Annotated in this window: 19 protein-coding genes; 12 read left to right on the top strand and 7 right to left on the bottom strand. The window is 54.6% G+C overall.

Going from position 1 to position 16,714, the window contains the following annotated elements:
• Positions 1 to 4 precede the first annotated feature (4 nt).
• The 7 genes from rfaQ (at position 5) to coaD (ending at position 6,897) form a co-directional block, all read left to right on the top strand.
• Positions 5 to 1,075, top strand: a complete 1,071-nt coding sequence (gene rfaQ, locus VF709_RS14765) for a putative lipopolysaccharide heptosyltransferase III (protein ID WP_072193838.1) — start codon at positions 5 to 7, stop codon at positions 1,073 to 1,075.
• Positions 1,072 to 2,199, top strand: coding sequence for a glycosyltransferase family 4 protein (locus VF709_RS14760; RefSeq protein WP_013094900.1), 1,128 nt, complete (start codon positions 1,072 to 1,074; stop codon positions 2,197 to 2,199). The genes rfaQ and VF709_RS14760 overlap by 4 nt, the downstream gene beginning before the upstream one ends.
• Before the next feature lie 2 nt (positions 2,200 to 2,201).
• Positions 2,202 to 3,302: a glycosyltransferase gene (locus VF709_RS14755; RefSeq protein ID WP_038418344.1), complete on the top strand. Its 1,101-nt coding sequence runs from the start codon at positions 2,202 to 2,204 to the stop codon at positions 3,300 to 3,302.
• Positions 3,303 to 3,313: 11 nt separating this feature from the next.
• On the top strand, positions 3,314 to 4,303 hold the full coding sequence (locus VF709_RS14750) for a glycosyltransferase (protein WP_013094898.1): 990 nt from the start codon (positions 3,314 to 3,316) through the stop codon (positions 4,301 to 4,303).
• Between the two features lie 66 nt (positions 4,304 to 4,369).
• Positions 4,370 to 5,644, top strand: coding sequence for a lipid IV(A) 3-deoxy-D-manno-octulosonic acid transferase (waaA, locus tag VF709_RS14745; protein WP_013094897.1), 1,275 nt, complete (start codon positions 4,370 to 4,372; stop codon positions 5,642 to 5,644).
• Positions 5,644 to 6,414, top strand: coding sequence for a glycosyltransferase family 2 protein (locus tag VF709_RS14740; RefSeq protein ID WP_038418342.1), 771 nt, complete (start codon positions 5,644 to 5,646; stop codon positions 6,412 to 6,414). The genes waaA and VF709_RS14740 overlap by 1 nt, the downstream gene beginning before the upstream one ends.
• A gap of 3 nt (positions 6,415 to 6,417) precedes the next feature.
• Positions 6,418 to 6,897 carry a pantetheine-phosphate adenylyltransferase gene (coaD, locus tag VF709_RS14735; RefSeq protein ID WP_013094895.1) on the top strand — a complete coding sequence of 160 codons (480 nt, stop codon included), beginning with the start codon at positions 6,418 to 6,420 and terminating at the stop codon, positions 6,895 to 6,897.
• Positions 6,898 to 6,899: 2 nt separating this feature from the next.
• Here the strand turns inward: coaD and mutM are convergent, their stop codons facing one another.
• From mutM to radC, 4 genes are all read right to left on the bottom strand, one after another.
• Positions 6,900 to 7,709 (bottom strand): bifunctional DNA-formamidopyrimidine glycosylase/DNA-(apurinic or apyrimidinic site) lyase, encoded by an 810-nt coding sequence (gene mutM, locus VF709_RS14730; protein ID WP_013094894.1) that lies wholly within the window; start codon positions 7,707 to 7,709, stop codon positions 6,900 to 6,902.
• Between the two features lie 74 nt (positions 7,710 to 7,783).
• Positions 7,784 to 7,951, bottom strand: coding sequence for a 50S ribosomal protein L33 (gene rpmG, locus VF709_RS14725; protein ID WP_013094893.1), 168 nt, complete (start codon positions 7,949 to 7,951; stop codon positions 7,784 to 7,786).
• Between the two features lie 22 nt (positions 7,952 to 7,973).
• Positions 7,974 to 8,210, bottom strand: a complete 237-nt coding sequence (rpmB, locus tag VF709_RS14720) for a 50S ribosomal protein L28 (RefSeq protein ID WP_002436699.1) — start codon at positions 8,208 to 8,210, stop codon at positions 7,974 to 7,976.
• A 217-nt stretch (positions 8,211 to 8,427) separates the two neighbouring features.
• Complete coding sequence (gene radC / locus VF709_RS14715) at positions 8,428 to 9,096, bottom strand: RadC family protein (protein WP_013094892.1); 669 nt, start codon at positions 9,094 to 9,096, stop codon at positions 8,428 to 8,430.
• 172 nt (positions 9,097 to 9,268) lie between these two features.
• On the opposite strand from radC, the gene coaBC reads away from it, so the two are divergent.
• The 3 genes from coaBC (at position 9,269) to slmA (ending at position 11,633) form a co-directional block, all read left to right on the top strand.
• A complete protein-coding gene (coaBC, locus tag VF709_RS14710; protein WP_086528250.1) occupies positions 9,269 to 10,480 on the top strand; it encodes a bifunctional phosphopantothenoylcysteine decarboxylase/phosphopantothenate--cysteine ligase CoaBC in 1,212 nt (403 codons plus the stop codon).
• Positions 10,458 to 10,916 (top strand): dUTP diphosphatase, encoded by a 459-nt coding sequence (gene dut / locus VF709_RS14705; RefSeq protein ID WP_038418340.1) that lies wholly within the window; start codon positions 10,458 to 10,460, stop codon positions 10,914 to 10,916. The genes coaBC and dut overlap by 23 nt, the downstream gene beginning before the upstream one ends.
• 120 nt (positions 10,917 to 11,036) lie before the next feature.
• On the top strand, positions 11,037 to 11,633 hold the full coding sequence (gene slmA, locus VF709_RS14700; RefSeq protein ID WP_013094890.1) for a nucleoid occlusion factor SlmA: 597 nt from the start codon (positions 11,037 to 11,039) through the stop codon (positions 11,631 to 11,633).
• Between the two features lie 83 nt (positions 11,634 to 11,716).
• Here slmA and pyrE read toward each other — a convergent pair whose 3' ends face one another.
• Both pyrE and rph read right to left on the bottom strand, forming a co-directional pair.
• Positions 11,717 to 12,358 (bottom strand): orotate phosphoribosyltransferase, encoded by a 642-nt coding sequence (pyrE, locus tag VF709_RS14695; RefSeq protein ID WP_013094889.1) that lies wholly within the window; start codon positions 12,356 to 12,358, stop codon positions 11,717 to 11,719.
• 67 nt (positions 12,359 to 12,425) lie between these two features.
• Positions 12,426 to 13,142 carry a ribonuclease PH gene (gene rph, locus VF709_RS14690; protein ID WP_013094888.1) on the bottom strand — a complete coding sequence of 239 codons (717 nt, stop codon included), beginning with the start codon at positions 13,140 to 13,142 and terminating at the stop codon, positions 12,426 to 12,428.
• A 125-nt stretch (positions 13,143 to 13,267) separates the two neighbouring features.
• Between rph and VF709_RS14685 the strand changes: the two genes are divergently transcribed.
• Both VF709_RS14685 and VF709_RS14680 read left to right on the top strand, forming a co-directional pair.
• Complete coding sequence (locus VF709_RS14685) at positions 13,268 to 14,131, top strand: YicC/YloC family endoribonuclease (protein WP_013094887.1); 864 nt, start codon at positions 13,268 to 13,270, stop codon at positions 14,129 to 14,131.
• Positions 14,132 to 14,336: 205 nt separating this feature from the next.
• Positions 14,337 to 14,954 (top strand): trimeric intracellular cation channel family protein, encoded by a 618-nt coding sequence (locus tag VF709_RS14680; RefSeq protein WP_038418338.1) that lies wholly within the window; start codon positions 14,337 to 14,339, stop codon positions 14,952 to 14,954.
• 2 nt (positions 14,955 to 14,956) lie between these two features.
• On the opposite strand, the gene ligB is transcribed toward VF709_RS14680, so the two are convergent.
• On the bottom strand, positions 14,957 to 16,627 hold the full coding sequence (gene ligB, locus VF709_RS14675) for an NAD-dependent DNA ligase LigB (protein ID WP_038418336.1): 1,671 nt from the start codon (positions 16,625 to 16,627) through the stop codon (positions 14,957 to 14,959).
• Between the last annotated feature and the right edge of the window lie 87 nt (positions 16,628 to 16,714).

Raw genomic sequence — 16,714 nt, 5'->3', positions numbered from 1 at the left:
TAAGATGATGATGAATAACTTACCTGACACGCCTGATTTGCGCATTTTACTTATCAAACTCCGCCATCATGGCGACATGTTACTGACCACTCCCGTCATTGATTCGTTACGTCAAAAATGGCCGCAGGCACAGATTGATGTGCTGTTGTATGAAGAAACCCGCGATATGCTCGCCGCACACCCGGCGATCGGTACTGTTTACGGGATCGACCGTAAATGGAAGCAACTGGGCACGCTGAAACATCTGCAAAAAGAGTGGCAGTTGCTCTGTGCGTTAAGGAAACAGCATTATCACCTGGTGATTAATCTTGCCGATCAGTGGCGCAGCGCTATCGTTACCCGTTTCACCGGCGCACCGGTACGACTCGGGTTCGCTTTTAATAAGCGCAACAACGCATTCTGGCGGTTTTGCCATAGCGATTTGGTCTCTGTGGCCGGGCACAACGCGCTGCACACTGTCGAACAGAACCTCTCTATTTTGTCGCCATTACCGGTCACCGCTCAACCTGCCGTGACCATGGCCTATCGTGCTGAAGACTGGCACGAGGCTCACCAAAAGTTGATGCAAAACGGTGTGGGAGACAACTACATCGTGATTCAGCCTACGTCGCGCTGGTTCTTTAAATGCTGGGACGAAGGCAAAATGGCGCAAACCATCACGGCGCTGCAGCTGGATGGCCACACTGTCGTCCTCACCGCCGGGCCGGATAAAAAAGAGCTGGCGATGATCGATCGCATTCTCGCCGCCTCGCCAGAGACGGGGGTCGTCTCGCTGGCAGGTCAGCTCACGTTGCGTCAACTGGCTTCGCTTATCGATCATGCGTCTCTGTTCATTGGCGTTGACTCCGTTCCGATGCATATGGCCGCTGCGCTTCAGACCCCCTGTGTGGCATTGTTTGGCCCATCAAAACTTACCTTCTGGTCACCCTGGCAGGTTAATGGGGAAGTCATCTGGGCAGGTGATTACGGCCCACTGCCCGATCCAGACGCCATTGATACCAAAACAAAAGAACGCTATCTCGACGCCATTCCCGTTGATGCTGTCGTCTCCGCCGCAAGGAGATATCTGTCATGAAACACCATCGCCTGGCGATTGTTCGCCAAAAGTATCGCCCGGATGGCGGGGCAGAACGCTTCGTGTCTCGCGCCCTTACCGCGCTGAGCAACCAAAATCTCGAGCTCAACGTCATCACGCGCGAGTGGCAGGGTGAGAAGCAGGACGACTGGCATATTCATATTTGCGATCCGCGCAAATGGGGCCGCATCAGCCGCGAGCGCGGGTTTGCGCATGCCGCACGTGCGCTCTGGCAGCAGCAGCAGTTTGATATTGTGCAAAGCCACGAGCGCATTCCGGGCTGTGACATTTATCGTGCAGGCGACGGCGTACACCGACGCTGGCTCCTGCAGCGCGCACGCATTCTGCCTGCCTGGCGCGCAAAACTGCTGATGCATGATCGCTATCACCGCTATGTGATGAATGCCGAACGTGAAATGTACCAGGCGCCGGAGTTAAAGGCGGTTATCTGTAATGCGGAGATGATCAAGCGCGAAATCGTCGAAGACTTTGATATTGACGCAAAAAAAATACATGTGATTTATAATTCAATTGATTCCACCCGTTTCGTTCCGGCAGAAGAGGCACAACGTATTGCATTGCGTCAGCAGTTTGGTTTGCCGACCGATGCCGTCATTTTCTGCTTCGTAGGGTCAGGATTTGAACGAAAAGGATTGGCCAGCGCTATACGCGCCGTTGCGGGTACTGCGGCATGGCTGATTGTGGTTGGGCAGGATAAAGCAGAACGTCGCTATCGCGACCTCGCCCGTTCATTAGGCTGCGAGGGGCAAATCCGTTTTCTGGGGATGCAAAAAGAGACGCTGCCATTTTATCAGCTATCTGATGGTTTACTGCTACCAACGCTGTATGATCCTTTCCCTAACGTCATTCTTGAAGCGATGGCCTGCGGTTTGCCGGTCATTACATCAGAGAGTTGCGGTGGGGCAGAATTTATTCAGCAAGGCCAGAACGGATTTTACTGTGACGCACTTGATATCAGCACCCTGAAGGAGGCGGTAGCGGCCACCCCTTCGCTGGAAAAAAATAACGATATGGGACGAGCGGCACGGGAACGTGTAAAAGACGCCACCCCCGAAAAACTGTCAAGTCAGCTTATTTCGCTTTATCAAAAATTACTGGATTAAAAATGCGCATCCTAATGATTATTGATGGTTTACCCGGTGGAGGAGCTGAAAAAACGGTTCTTACACTCTCCAGCGGATTAACAGAGATGGGGCATCAAGTCTCTCTCTTCTCGCTGCGGAAAGTGTGCGACTACGCCATTCCGGAAGGCATCGATTATCAGGTCGTTCAGGATACCTGCAAAAAACCGTGGCGGAAGCTGACGGAGATCCCACGCCGCGCCAGGCTGCTGGATCAGGCTATCGAGCGGGCGGAGCGCAGCGGCAAATTTGATGTGGTGTTCTCGCATCTGCACAAAACTGACCGCATCGTGGCGCACTGCCGCGCCCTGGAGCGCAATAAAGTGTGGTTCTGCGTGCATGGCATGTTCTCATTCTCCTACCTTCGCCATCGCCGTGGGCTTTCACGCTGGTTTAAACACACTAAGATTCGCCATACCTACGAAAACCGCAACGTGGTCGCCGTCTCAGGCGCCGTGTTGAAAGATCTTTCAGAAACGCTGGCCCTGAATCTCCGACGCACGGCGGTAATCCATAATCCTTTTGATATTCCTGAAATCCAGCGTCTGGCGGACGCCCCCTTTGAGATGCAGGGAAAGGATTACATCATTCACGTCGGCCGCTTCCATGAACACAAGCGTCACGATCGCCTGCTACGGGCGTTCGCGCTGAGTCAGCTCAATACCACGCTGGTCATGATGGGCAATGGCTCTGAGGCTAAAATTCAAAAGCTTAAGCAGCTTGCCCGCGAACTGGGCATTGAAGACAAAACGGTTTTCCGTCCGTTCGAACCTAATCCTTATCCCTGGATTAAAGGGGCACGCCTTTTAGTGTTAAGTTCTGACTGCGAAGGTTTTGGTAATGTGCTGGTTGAATCCATTATCTGCCAGACGCCACCCGTCAGTACACATTGTCCAGGTGGCCCCGCCGAAATCCTCAAGGGAGACTTATCCCGCGGTCTGGCAGAGATGAATGACGAGTCTCTGGCAAAAACGCTGGCGGATATTTATACCTCTCCACCGGTCGTTGATCGCGCAACCATTGCATCGTTCGGTATCATGGCCATTTGCCAGCAATATATTGCTTTGGTCGACAATCAAAAATAATCAGGTTTCTTATGCAAAATTCAGCGCCATTATTAAGCGTGGTGGTAGCCGTTTATAACGGTGAAGCGTTCCTGGATCAGTTCTTTACCTGCCTTGTGGATCAACGCATCGACAGCATGGAAGTCATCATCGTCAATGACGGCTCCACGGACCGTTCGATGCAGATCGTCGAAAACTGGCGCGAAAAGCTGCCGCAGATGCAGGTTATTGAGCAGCAAAATCAGGGTGTATCCATCGCGCGTAATACCGGTCTGGCCGTCGCGACGGGCCAATATCTCTCTTTCCCTGATATTGATGATGTCTTTAAACCCGGCATGTATCAGCACCTGCTTGATATGGCTGTTACGCAACGTCTTGATGTCGCTACCTGTAACGGCAACTACGTCTGGGAAAATAATAAGAAGCCTTCACGCCCTATTTTCCCTGAAGACAAACTGGCATCAACGGGCGTCATGTCCGGCCCTGCATGGCTCAAAATGGCGCTCGACTCCCGTAAGTTCCTGCACGTGACCTGGCTGAACATCTATCGTCATGACTTTATTCGCGAGCACGGTTTTCACTTTGAACCGGGGTTGCGCCATCAGGATATTCCGTGGACCACAGAAGTACTGCTGGCGGCGGAGCGGGTGCAGTACACCAGTGAACGTTACTACGACTACTACATTCACTCTGCGTCGGTGTCTCATATGCCGGACAATGACGACACGCTCATTCGCTCGGCGCGTCACTACATGAAAATCCTGCAGATGCTCGATGCCATTAATCAGCGCTACCCCGATAAAGTGAAAGGGATCCCTGCTTGCCACTGGCAAATTGCCAAAGAAGGGCTGGGCATCATTCATACTTTCGACAACATGAAAGATGAGCAGAAAAAGGCATTTATTATCAAAGAGTTTTTCGATAAAGGGATCTGGAAACTCATCTGGAAAAATGCAAAAAGTCCCCGACTGCGCTGGCGACTGGGCCGTCGTTACTTCCGTTTGAAGCGCTATGTGGCATAAGAGATAGCTTTACCTGGCCCAAATGCTTAGAATTTGCCCGCCGAAACTAAAAAGACGGATAATCGCTTGGAATTGTTGTATACCGCCCTGCTCTATATCATTCAGCCACTGGTGTGGCTGAGACTGCTGCTTCGTAGCCGTAAAGCGCCTGCGTACCGAAAACGCTGGGCTGAACGCTATGGCTTCTGTCGCAATAAAGTTGCCCCGGACGGTATTTTGCTGCATTCCGTTTCTGTTGGCGAAACGCTGGCAGCGATCCCGCTGGTTCGCGCCCTGCGTCACCGTTATCCATCGCTGCCGATCACCGTCACGACCATGACCCCGACCGGCTCTGAGCGCGTGATGTCCGCCTTCGGTAAAGACGTGCATCACGTCTATCTGCCCTACGACCTTCCCTGCGCCATGAACCGTTTTCTGGAAACCGTTCGCCCTAAACTGGTGATCGTGATGGAAACCGAGCTGTGGCCGAATATGATTTCCGCTCTGCATGCCCGTAAGATTCCACTGGTGATCGCGAACGCGCGTCTGTCTGAGCGGTCGGCGAAAGGCTACGGCAAGCTGGGGAAATTTATGCGCCGCCTGCTCAGCAAGATCACACTGATTGCTGCGCAAAACGAAGAAGACGCAGCGCGCTTTATCTCGCTTGGCCTGAAACGCAACCAGCTGGCGGTGACAGGCAGCCTGAAATTCGATATCTCCGTCACGCCTGAACTTGCGGCCCGTGCTATCACGCTGCGCCGCCAGTGGGCACCGCGTCGCCAGGTCTGGATTGCGACCAGCACCCATGATGGCGAAGAGGCGATTATCCTGCAGGCGCATCGTAAGCTGCTGGAGAAATTCCCCGATTTGCTGCTGATTCTGGTGCCTCGCCATCCCGAGCGTTTTAAAGACGCCCGTGAAATGGTGCAAAAAGGCGGCTTCAGCTTCACCCTGCGCAGCAGCGGTGAGATCCCTTCCACCAGCACGCAGGTGGTTATTGGCGATACCATGGGTGAGCTGATGCTGCTGTATGGCATTGCTGACCTGGCCTTTGTTGGCGGCAGCCTGGTGGAGCGTGGTGGCCATAACCCGCTGGAGCCAGCGGCCCATGCCATTCCCGTGCTGATGGGTCCACATACCTTCAACTTCAAAGATATCTGTGCGAAATTGCAGCAAGCGGAAGGGCTAATTACCGTGACCGATGCGGATTCGGTGGTCAAAGAGGTCTCGACTCTGCTGACCGACGAAGATTACCGCCTGTGGTACGGTCGTCATGCCGTCGAAGTGCTGCATCAGAACCAGGGTGCCCTCACCCGTCTGCTGCAGCTTCTGCAACCTTATCTGCCGCAGCGGAGCCACTAATGTCAACGCGCCTGTCGGTCGTTCTGATCGCCAAAAACGCTGCCGACCTGATTCCGGATTGCCTGGCCTCCGTTGCCTGGGCTGACGAAATTATCCTGCTCGACTCCGGCAGTGAAGACAACACGGCGGACGTTGCCCGCGCAGCGGGTGCAAAAGTCTATACCAACACCGACTGGCAAGGTTATGGCATCCAGCGCCAGCGCGCGCAGGGATATGCCACCGGTGATTATGTACTGATGCTCGACACAGACGAGCGCATCACGCCGGAGCTGCGTCAGGCCATTCAGGCGGTGCTCGCCGCACCAACGCCGGGCACGGTCTACAGCATTGCGCGTCGTAACTATTTCCTTGGCCGTTTTATGCGTCACAGCGGCTGGTACCCCGACCGGGTCACGCGCCTCTACGAGCGCGAGCGGTATCAGTACAATGATAATCTGGTCCATGAATCCCTGGCCTGCGACAGTGCGCCAGTCGTCCCTCTGACGGGCGATCTTTTGCACCTGACCTGCCGGGATTTCGCCAGCTTCCAGCGTAAACAGCTCAACTATGCCACCGCCTGGGCACAGGAGCGCCATCAGCGCGGCAAGAAAGCCACGCTGACGGGTATCTTCACTCATACGCTGGGGGCGTTTCTGAAAACGCTGCTGCTGCGTGGCGGCGTGCTGGACGGTAAACAGGGCTGGTTACTGGCCGTGGTAAATGCCCAGTATACTTTCAACAAATACACCGAGCTGTGGGCGCTCAGCCGCGGCTACTCAGAGAAAACGTGAGCCATGAGCACAAAAGCGATTTATCCAGGTACCTTTGATCCGATCACCAATGGTCATCTTGATATCATCACCCGTGCGGCGTGCATGTTCGACAAGGTGATTCTGGCGATTGCTGCCAGCCCCAGTAAAAAACCGATGTTTGACCTGAACGAGCGTGTTGCGCTTGCCACCGAGGCCATTGCGCACCTGCCGAACGTTGAGGTGGTGGGCTTCAGCGATCTGATGGCCAACTTTGCCCGCGCTCAGCAGGCGACGATTCTGATCCGTGGCTTACGCGCGGTGGCAGACTTCGAGTATGAGATGCAGCTGGCGCACATGAATCGTCATTTGATGCCGGAGCTGGAAAGCGTATTTCTGATGCCATCCAAGGAGTGGTCGTTCATCTCTTCCACGCTGGTGAAAGAGGTGGCGCGTCATCACGGGGACGTTACCCATTTCCTGCCGGTTAACGTCCACCAGGCGTTGATGGACAAGCTAAAGTAGCGCTATTTCTGGCATTGACGGCAATAGAATGTGGCGCGCTGGGCATGCTTTGTTGCGATGATCGGCGTTCCACACACTCTGCACGGCTCGCCTTTGCGGCCATACACCTGCAGCTCCTGAGCAAAATAGCCTGGCTTACCATCGCTTTGCAGGAAGTCCTTCAGCGTCGTTCCCCCCTGCTCAATTGAGCGAAGCAGCACCGCTTTAATCACCCGCACCAGCAGCTCACACTCCTGCGCCGACAGCGAAGAGGCCAGCCGATCGGGATGGATCCCGGCCGCAAACAGCGATTCGCTGGCATAGATATTCCCCACGCCGACCACCAGCTTGTTATCCATCAGCCAGGGTTTAATCGGGGTTTTCTTTTTCGCACACTTCGCTTTCAGGTATTCCGCGTTAAACGCTTCTGAAAGCGGCTCTGGCCCCAGATGTGCCAGTACGCTATGTCCTTCCAGTTCTTTGGTCCACAGCCATGCGCCAAAGCGGCGGGGATCGGTATAACGCAACACTTTGCCGTTACTCATCACCAGATCGACATGGTCATGCTTTTCCGCAGGCAGCTCTTCAGTGAGGATCCGCAGGCTGCCGGACATGCCAAGATGAATGATGATCCAGCCATCGGGCAGCTCCAGGAGCAGATATTTCGCGCGGCGCTGGACGCTGAGGATCGGTTTATCGCTTAACGCATGGATCTCATCAGAAACCGGCCAACGGAGGCGACCATTACGCACGGTAGCATGAAGAATAGTCGCGCCGACCAGATGCGGCTCAATACCGCGGCGGCTGGTCTCCACCTCAGGTAATTCAGGCATGATTCCTCCGTAGTAAGATGCAGAATGCAAAAAACCCCGCAGTTGCGGGGTTTTTCAATACAAGGAGGCTAAAATTATTTGATTTTAGCTTCTTTGTACATTACGTGCTGGCGTACAACTGGATCGAATTTTTTCAGTTCCAGTTTTTCCGGCTTAGTACGTTTGTTCTTCGTAGTGGTGTAGAAGTGACCTGTACCAGCAGAAGAAACCAGCTTGATTTTCTCGCGAATACCTTTAGCCATGATTTATTTCCTCTTTAAGTACTTAGTACTTTTCGCCACGGGCACGCAGTTCGGACAGAACTGTATCGATGCCTTTCTTATCAATTACACGCATACCTTTAGCAGATACGCGCAGGGTGACAAAACGCTTCTCGCTCTCAACCCAGAAACGGTGAGAGTGCAGGTTCGGCAGGAAACGGCGTTTAGTCGCGTTCAGTGCGTGGGAACGGTTGTTACCGGTCACCGGACGCTTGCCAGTAACTTGGCAGACTCGGGACATGTCTATTCTCCAAAAATCAAATTAGCTCGAGCTTCGTATGGGGTATCGGCGCCTCGTCAGGCTTTACAGCCCGGTCATCGCATAGTTCTATTGAACTCTCGATTGCCAGGCCCAAATGCCAAACCCGAGATTCTCAAAGGTGGCGTAGTATACGCTGACTCGGCGGTGTGCTCAAGTCCCGAACAGACAAAGATCCCGATGGATCGCGAGAAATAGCCTAAATCCAGCCATGTTCTGCAAAAGAAAGGTACTCTCCGCGGCCAATTATCAGATGGTCCAGCACACGAATGTCCATGAATTGACAGCATTTGACAATGCGGTCGGTGATCTCTTTGTCAGCTCTGCTTGGTTCTGCACAGCCAGAAGGGTGATTATGCGCGAGTATCACGCCGGCTGCATTCAATTTTATTGCTTCGCGCACAATTTCACGCGGATGAACCTCAACATGGCTTAGCGTGCCCGAGAAAAGGTGGCTATGCTTGAGCACCCGGTTCCGGTTGTCGAGAAAGATCACCATAAAGATCTCGCGTTCAATATCGGTTAACTGACTTTGCAGAAACTCGCGCGTCATCGCAGGAGTCAGTATCGGGTCCTCCTCCTGCATACGAACACACTGAAAACGGCGGGCCAGTTCGGCAATCCCCTTAAGCTGGGCATATTTTGCCACACCGATACCCTCCACATGCGCAAACTCCGCCAGTTCCGCCGTCATCAAACCGTAGAGTGAGCCAAAATGGCCTATCAGATCTTTTGCCAGCGTAAAGACCGTTTTGCCGGGCGTACCGGTGCGCAAAAAAAGCGCCAGCAGTTCCTCATCTTTTAGCAAAGTGACGCCATAGCGCAGCAATTTTTCGCGCGGTAAGAGCAGTTCATCCTCGTCTTCCATGCTTTTTCTCCCTGTTTTTTGCCCATCTTGCCATAGGCTACTCAGTTACCTGACTCTCGCGTCTCGTTCTTGCGTAACGCCTCGCAAAGTGACCGAAGGACAAGATCACCCCGTTTTTGGGATTGTGATAAAATGCCCGCTCTCTGGTGAAACCCAACAGGAAAGAATCATGATGAGCCTGGCCGGTAAAAAAATCGTTCTTGGCGTTAGCGGCGGCATTGCAGCCTATAAAACGCCGGAACTGGTGCGCCGTCTGCGCGAGCGCGGGGCCGACGTACGGGTCGCGATAACCGAAGGCGGAAAAGCCTTTATCACTCCTCTGAGCCTGCAGGCCGTTTCAGGATACCCGGTATCTGACAGCCTGCTTGACCCTGCCGCAGAAGCCGCGATGGGCCATATTGAGCTTGGGAAATGGGCAGACCTGGTTATCCTTGCCCCCGCCACGGCCGATTTAATTGCCCGCGTTGCCGCCGGGATGGCGAACGATCTGGTTTCGACCATTTGTCTGGCTACGCCCGCCCCTGTTGCCGTTGTGCCGGCCATGAATCAGCAGATGTATCGCAATGCCGCGACCCAGCATAATCTACAGACGCTGACCTCGCGCGGCCTGCTGATCTGGGGGCCGGACAGCGGGAGCCAGGCCTGTGGCGATGTCGGCCCAGGCCGTATGCTTGATCCATTGACTATTGTCGATATGGCCGCGGCCCATTTTTCGCCTGTCAACGACCTGCAACATCTCAACATCATGATTACAGCCGGCCCAACGCGCGAGCCGCTGGATCCGGTACGTTACATTACCAACCACAGCTCCGGTAAAATGGGCTTTGCGATTGCGGCCGCAGCGGCGAAACGCGGCGCGAACGTCACGCTGGTCAGTGGCCCGGTCTCCTTACCTACGCCGCCTTTTGTGCAGCGTATTGACGTCACCACCGCGCTGGAAATGGAGGCCGCGGTACAGGCCCGTGCGCAAAACCAGCAGATTTTTATCGGTTGTGCTGCCGTCGCGGACTACCGCGCAGAGACCATTTCCGATGCCAAAATCAAAAAGCAAGGCGATGAATTAACACTAAAAATGGTGAAAAACCCGGATATCGTTGCTGGCGTCGCCGCGCTGAAAACCCATCGTCCTTACGTTGTTGGGTTTGCCGCAGAAACAAATAATGTGGAAGAATATGCCCGGCAAAAACGTACCCGCAAAAACCTCGATTTGATTTGCGCGAATGACGTATCGCTGGCCACGCAAGGATTTAACAGCGACAGCAACGCACTGCACCTTTTCTGGCAGGATGGAGATAAAATCTTACCGCTTGAGCGCAAGGAACTCCTGGGCCAACAATTACTGGACGAGATCGTTACCCGTTATGATGAAAAAAATCGACGTTAAGATTCTGGACCCGCGTGTTGGCGAGCAATTCCCGCTGCCAACCTATGCCACCTCCGGCTCTGCCGGTCTTGACCTGCGCGCCTGTCTCGATGACGCCGTAGAACTGGCTCCGGGTGCGACCACCCTGATCCCAACGGGCCTGGCGATTCACATTGCTGACCCTTCACTGGCGGCGGTAATCCTGCCACGTTCAGGCCTGGGTCATAAGCATGGTGTCGTGCTGGGTAACCTGGTCGGCCTGATCGACTCTGACTACCAGGGCCAGCTGATGGTCTCCGTCTGGAACCGGGGTCAGGACAGCTTCACCATTGAACCAAGCGAGCGTATCGCGCAGATGGTCTTTGTACCTGTGGTGCAGGCAGAATTTAACCTGGTGGCAGACTTTGATGCCACCGACCGTGGCGAAGGCGGCTTCGGCCATTCCGGGCGCAAATAACCGCCCGACAGACACGCATCTCACAGCGCCATAATGTCATAACAAACCGCAAACGCCAGTTTGCGGTCGCTGTGTGGATGCCAGCCTGACAAGTGCTTATTTTCAGGGGTATTTTGCAACATGGCAGAAAAACAAACCGCGAAAAGGAACCGTCGCGAAGAAATACTTCAATCTCTGGCTCTGATGCTTGAATCCAGCGATGGCAGTCAACGCATCACCACCGCAAAACTGGCCGCCTCTGTAGGCGTGTCTGAAGCGGCGCTGTACCGTCATTTCCCGAGCAAAACCCGGATGTTCGACAGCCTGATCGAGTTTATCGAAGACAGTCTGATCACGCGCATCAACCTGATTCTGAAAGACGAAAAAGACACCACCGCGCGTCTGCGTCTGATTGTGCAGTTGATTCTGGGATTTGGAGAACGTAACCCGGGCCTGACCCGTATTCTGACTGGCCATGCGCTGATGTTTGAGCAGGACAGACTGCAGGGTCGCATTAACCAGCTTTTCGAGCGTATTGAAGCGCAGCTGCGCCAGGTACTGCGTGAGAAGAAAATGCGTGAAGGCGAAGGTTACAGCACGGATGAAACGCTGCTGGCAAGCCAGATCCTGGCGTTTTGCGAAGGGATGCTCTCCCGTTTTGTACGCAGTGAGTTCAAATACAGCCCAACGGACGATTTCGACGCCCGTTGGCCGTTAGTGGCGGCGCAGTTGCAGTAACGTCGTTGCCGGATGGCGGCTTCGCCTTATCCGGCCTACGAATTGCGCAGGCCCGGCAAGCAACGCGTCACCGGGCAATTCCGTTACACGCCAAACTCTTCGCGATATGCCCGCACCGCAGCCAGATGATCCGCCATCTCTGGCTTCTCTTCCAGATACGCAATCAGGTCTTTCAGATTGATGATTGACGTCACTTTGCAGCTGTAATCACGTTCAACTTCCTGAATGGCCGAGATTTCACCACGCCCCCGTTCCTGACGGTCCAGAGAAATCAACACGCCAGCCAGCGTCGCGCCGTTGGCCTGGATAATCTCCATGGATTCGCGAATGGCGGTACCCGCGGTGATGACATCGTCCACCAGCATCACGCGCCCCTGCAGTGGGCTGCCGACCAGGTTGCCGCCTTCACCGTGGGTTTTGGCCTCTTTACGGTTAAAGCAGTACGGCACGTCGCGGTCATGGTGTTCTGCCAGCGCAACCGCGGTGGTGGTCGCAATCGGAATGCCCTTATAGGCCGGGCCAAACAGCAGGTCGAAATCAATCCCTGAATCCACCAGAGCTTCGGCATAGAAACGGCCTAACAGCGCCAGATCGCGCCCGGTATTGAACAGCCCGGCATTGAAGAAATAGGGGCTCTTGCGCCCGGATTTCAGCGTAAACTCGCCAAACTTGAGGACCTGCTTGTTAAGCGCAAACTCAATAAACTGGCGCTGATACGGTTTCATGGATTCGCTCCTTTGTCTTTTCTGTCTTACAGGCAAAAAAAAGGCGACTCATTGGTCGCCTTTAAAATCAATTTTCTAACGCCGCTTTCTGCGTCGTTACAATAGATTCAATTCCCCCTCGGGCCAGAGCCAGCAAGGTGAGAAGTTCTTCGTGGGTAAACGGTTCGCCTTCTGCGGTGCCCTGCACCTCAATGATACGTCCGTCTTCGGTCATCACCACGTTCATGTCAGTTTCGGCAGCGGAGTCTTCTACGTATTCCAGATCGCAAAGCGCTTCACCGTTAACGATACCGACGGACACCGCGGCAACCATCCCTTTCATTGGGTTTGTTTTCAACTTACCAGCCGCAACCAGTTTATTCAGGGCATCCGCCAGCGCCACACAGGCACCGGTAATCGATGCGGTACGCGTGCCACCGTCAGCCTGAATGACGTCGCAGTCCAGGGTAATGGTGAATTCGCCCAGCGTTTTCAGATCAACAGCGGCGCGCAGCGCACGCGCGATGAGGCGCTGAATTTCCATGGTACGGCCGCCCTGCTTACCCTTTGCCGCTTCACGGGCATTACGGGTATGCGTTGCACGCGGCAGCATGCCGTATTCAGCCGTGATCCAGCCCTGGCCCTGACCTTTCAGGAAACGCGGAACGCCTTCTTCAATGGAAGCCGTGCACAGCACTTTGGTGTCACCAAACTCAACCAGAACGGAGCCTTCAGCGTGTTTTGTATAGTTACGGGTCAGGGTGACGGGACGCACCTGATTGGCGCTACGACCTGCTGGACGCATGATGAATTCTCCGGCTTGAAACGAATGTGGCTGCGCATTATACGGATAAAGGACGCTTATTCCTATCCTGAGAAGCCCCTGAAAGCTATAATCCCCCCATCTCTCCTTTAAAAACGGGAATATCTATGATCCGCAGTATGACCGCCTACGCCCGGCGTGAAATCAAGGGTAGCTGGGGTAGCGCTACCTGGGAAATGCGTTCGGTAAACCAGCGCTATCTGGAAACCTATTTCCGTATGCCGGAGCAGTTCCGCAGCCTTGAGCCTGTGGTGCGTGAGCGTATCCGTACGCGTCTGACGCGCGGCAAAGTGGAATGTAACCTGCGTTTTGAGCCGGATGCCAGCGCGCAGGGCGAACTGATCCTCAACGAAAAACTGGCAAAACAGCTCGTTAATGCGGCGAACTGGGTCAAAATGCAAAGCGACGAAGGCGAAATTAATCCGGTTGATATTCTGCGCTGGCCTGGCGTCATGGCTGCCGGAGAGCAGGATCTGGATGCAATTGCCGCTGAAATCCTTGCCGCCCTCGACAGCACGCTGGATGACTTTATCGTTGCTCGCGAAACCGAAGGCCAGGCGCTGAAAGCGATGATTGAACAGCGCCTTGAAGGCGTCAGCGCCGAAGTGGCAAAAGTACGTACCCATATGCCGGAAGTGCTGCAGTGGCAGCGCGAGCGTCTGGTTGCCAAACTGGAAGAAGCGGAAGTTCAGCTGGAAAATAACCGTCTGGAACAAGAGCTGGTGCTGATGGCGCAGCGCGTTGACGTGGCCGAAGAGCTGGACCGTCTGGAAGCACACGTTAAAGAGACCTACAACATTCTGAAGAAGAAAGAAGCCGTTGGTCGTCGTCTCGACTTTATGATGCAGGAATTCAACCGCGAGTCGAATACCCTGGCGTCTAAATCAATCAATGCCGACGTGACGAATTCCGCCATTGAGCTCAAGGTACTGATTGAGCAGATGCGCGAGCAGATCCAGAATATCGAGTAATACCATTCGGGTGGCGTCGACCGACGTCACCCATTATTATTTCTAATCCATTTTAACCAGTCTTTTCTCGCTTTGCCGCCACCAATCAACCTTCTCCGCTATGGGTTGATAAAATTTTATAGGGCAAACCCGCTCACTTTAGAAAATCTCAATCGTGATCGTGCGCACAAAACGTTAACCTTCCCGGCTTCACACCGGAGGTTATATGCTGCTTCACACTCTTTATCTCATTGGCATTACTGCAGAAGCCATGACTGGCGCGCTTGCAGCCGGTCGTCGCCGAATGGATACCTTCGGCGTGATCATTATTGCCACAGCGACCGCGCTGGGCGGCGGTTCCGTGCGCGATATTCTGCTGGGCCATTACCCGCTGGGCTGGGTGAAAAACCCCGAGTACGTGATTATTGTGGCGACCGCCGCCGTAATAACTACCATTGTCGCGCCCGTTATGACCCATCTGCGTCGCCTGTTTTTGGTGCTTGATGCGCTCGGGCTGATTGTCTTTTCTATCATTGGCGCACAAATCGCACTCGATATGGGCGAAGGGCCAGTTATCGCCACCATTGCCGCCGTGGTGACCGGGGTGTTTGGAGGCGTGCTGCGCGATATGTTTTGCAAACGTATTCCTCTGGTCTTTCAAAAAGAGCTGTACGCCGGCATCTCCTTCGCCGCAGCGGTGCTCTATATTGCCCTGCAGCATTATGTTTCGAACCATGATGTGGTGGTCATCTCCACGCTGCTGTTCGGCTTTACGGCCCGCATGCTGGCGTTGCGACTGAAGCTCGGCCTGCCGGTGTTTCACTACAAACACAGCGCTCACTAATTTCAGAATCCCTTGATGTGCTGTTCAGCCAGCCACTTTGCCAGCACATCCACCTCCGGCGCGTGGAGCCAGTTAACGATTTGCCGCGCTTTCTCTTCTCCGATCCCCGGCAAGGTCTGCCAGTCCATAGCGCTACGCTGGTGCATGGTCTGCCATGATAGCTCTCCGGCGGCTTTCAGGGTCGCCTGAGCCAGCGGAACACCCATCGCCATGATCCAACGAATAAAAGGACGCTCGCGCACCAGATTAAACTGATGCCAGAGCGCCAGTCCGCGTGCAGCCGAAAACCCCGGCGTGGTTTGCAGCTGCGCCTGGGTTAACAACAGCCATGAGAAAATATGTTCAAAGCGATGTGCCTGCCAGAGCGCCCGCCAGCCTGACTCGCCTAAACCGGCAATATCCAGCCCCTGCTTAGAACTGAGCCACGTCAGCCGGGCAAAGAACTGCTCCATACATTCCGGTGAAGCGTAAAAACAGCTGAGAGAATGGTACTGCGGGACTGGAGGTTCTGGTTTTTGCCGGTCGGTCCCTCGCCAGACGACTTTGTCGAATCGGGGGATCCCCTGCCCGGCCAGGCTTACCTGGATCTGGTCGCCCGGCGCGATATCCAGCCTTTGCCAGCGGCCAACGGACCCGAGGCTAACCCGCTGCACCTGTTTATCATCCAGCCGTACTGCCTCCAGCGCCGCCACAACGGCAATTTTACCCGTACGGCCCACAGTGAAGTGAATATCCCGTACTTCAGCAACCTGCGCGACAGGGGGATATTTCCATGCAACAACCCAACTGCCCTCTCCAGGCAGCCAGTTTTCACCCGGCAATTCATCCGCCGAGCGAACCACAATGCCGTCCGTGGCAAAGGGTAATGCTGCGGTGTGCCACGCTGAGCGCTGCTTTTCGACGGCCTTAATATGCTCTACGGGCAAGGTATAGCGCGCCGTCAGGGTAAACCCCGCGTCAGACAGTTCCGCCAGTGCAGTTTTCATCTCTTTTGGCCCGTCTGGCCAGGCCCAGATGAATACCCCAACCTCTCTCAAAAACGCGTTATCCTGCTGGCGCATCATCGCACCTGCGACTTTTGCGCGTGCATTCATTCCGCCCATCTGCTGCTGAATGTGGTTTTCACGCTGCCAAAAAAGCTCTCCCTGTAACACGCTGTTTGCCAGCGCGCCGGAAAGGTGTTGTGGCACCGACGGTATTAAACGCACCTGCGATGTCCAGTCTTCACCTTTTAACCCATCGCCACGGCTAATGGCCTGAGCCAATGTTCCACCCCGATACACCAGCGTTACCGCTACACCGTCAACTTTGGGTTGCATCCAGAGATTGCGCCGGGCATGCATCCACTGGTCAAGCTCTTCTTTACTGCTCACCTTATGAACCCCTGTATGGGCGACAGGGTGTTTGATACGTCCCGTCAGGGCGGGAAGTGCTGCGTCAGGTGAGGCATGCCCAAAACAGTGCTGCCACTGTTTTAACCGCCCGTTGAGCTGGTCATACACTTCATCGTTCACTTCGCTGATACCCTGCTGCCAGTAGGCGTCATCCCAGCGTTTGATTTGCGCACTTAACGTCGCAATCTCTTTCTCCGCCCTCGCCTGAGACCACACCGGGCACACCGCCGCCGCAGAACCACACCACAACAGCATGAAGCCGCTTATCCATCGCCACATCGCTACCCCTCCTTTACGTTGCTGGAGGTATAACCCGGCGATGAAAACCACGCTAATGGCAACATTGCGCTTTGCGAGGCGCTATCC

It is taken from the genome of Enterobacter sp. Lyrl_3 (assembly GCF_051948675.1).
Taxonomy (GTDB): domain Bacteria; phylum Pseudomonadota; class Gammaproteobacteria; order Enterobacterales; family Enterobacteriaceae; genus Enterobacter; species Enterobacter cloacae.
Note: the sequence above shows the minus strand (reverse complement) of the source record. Positions and strands in the feature narration are given on the sequence as shown.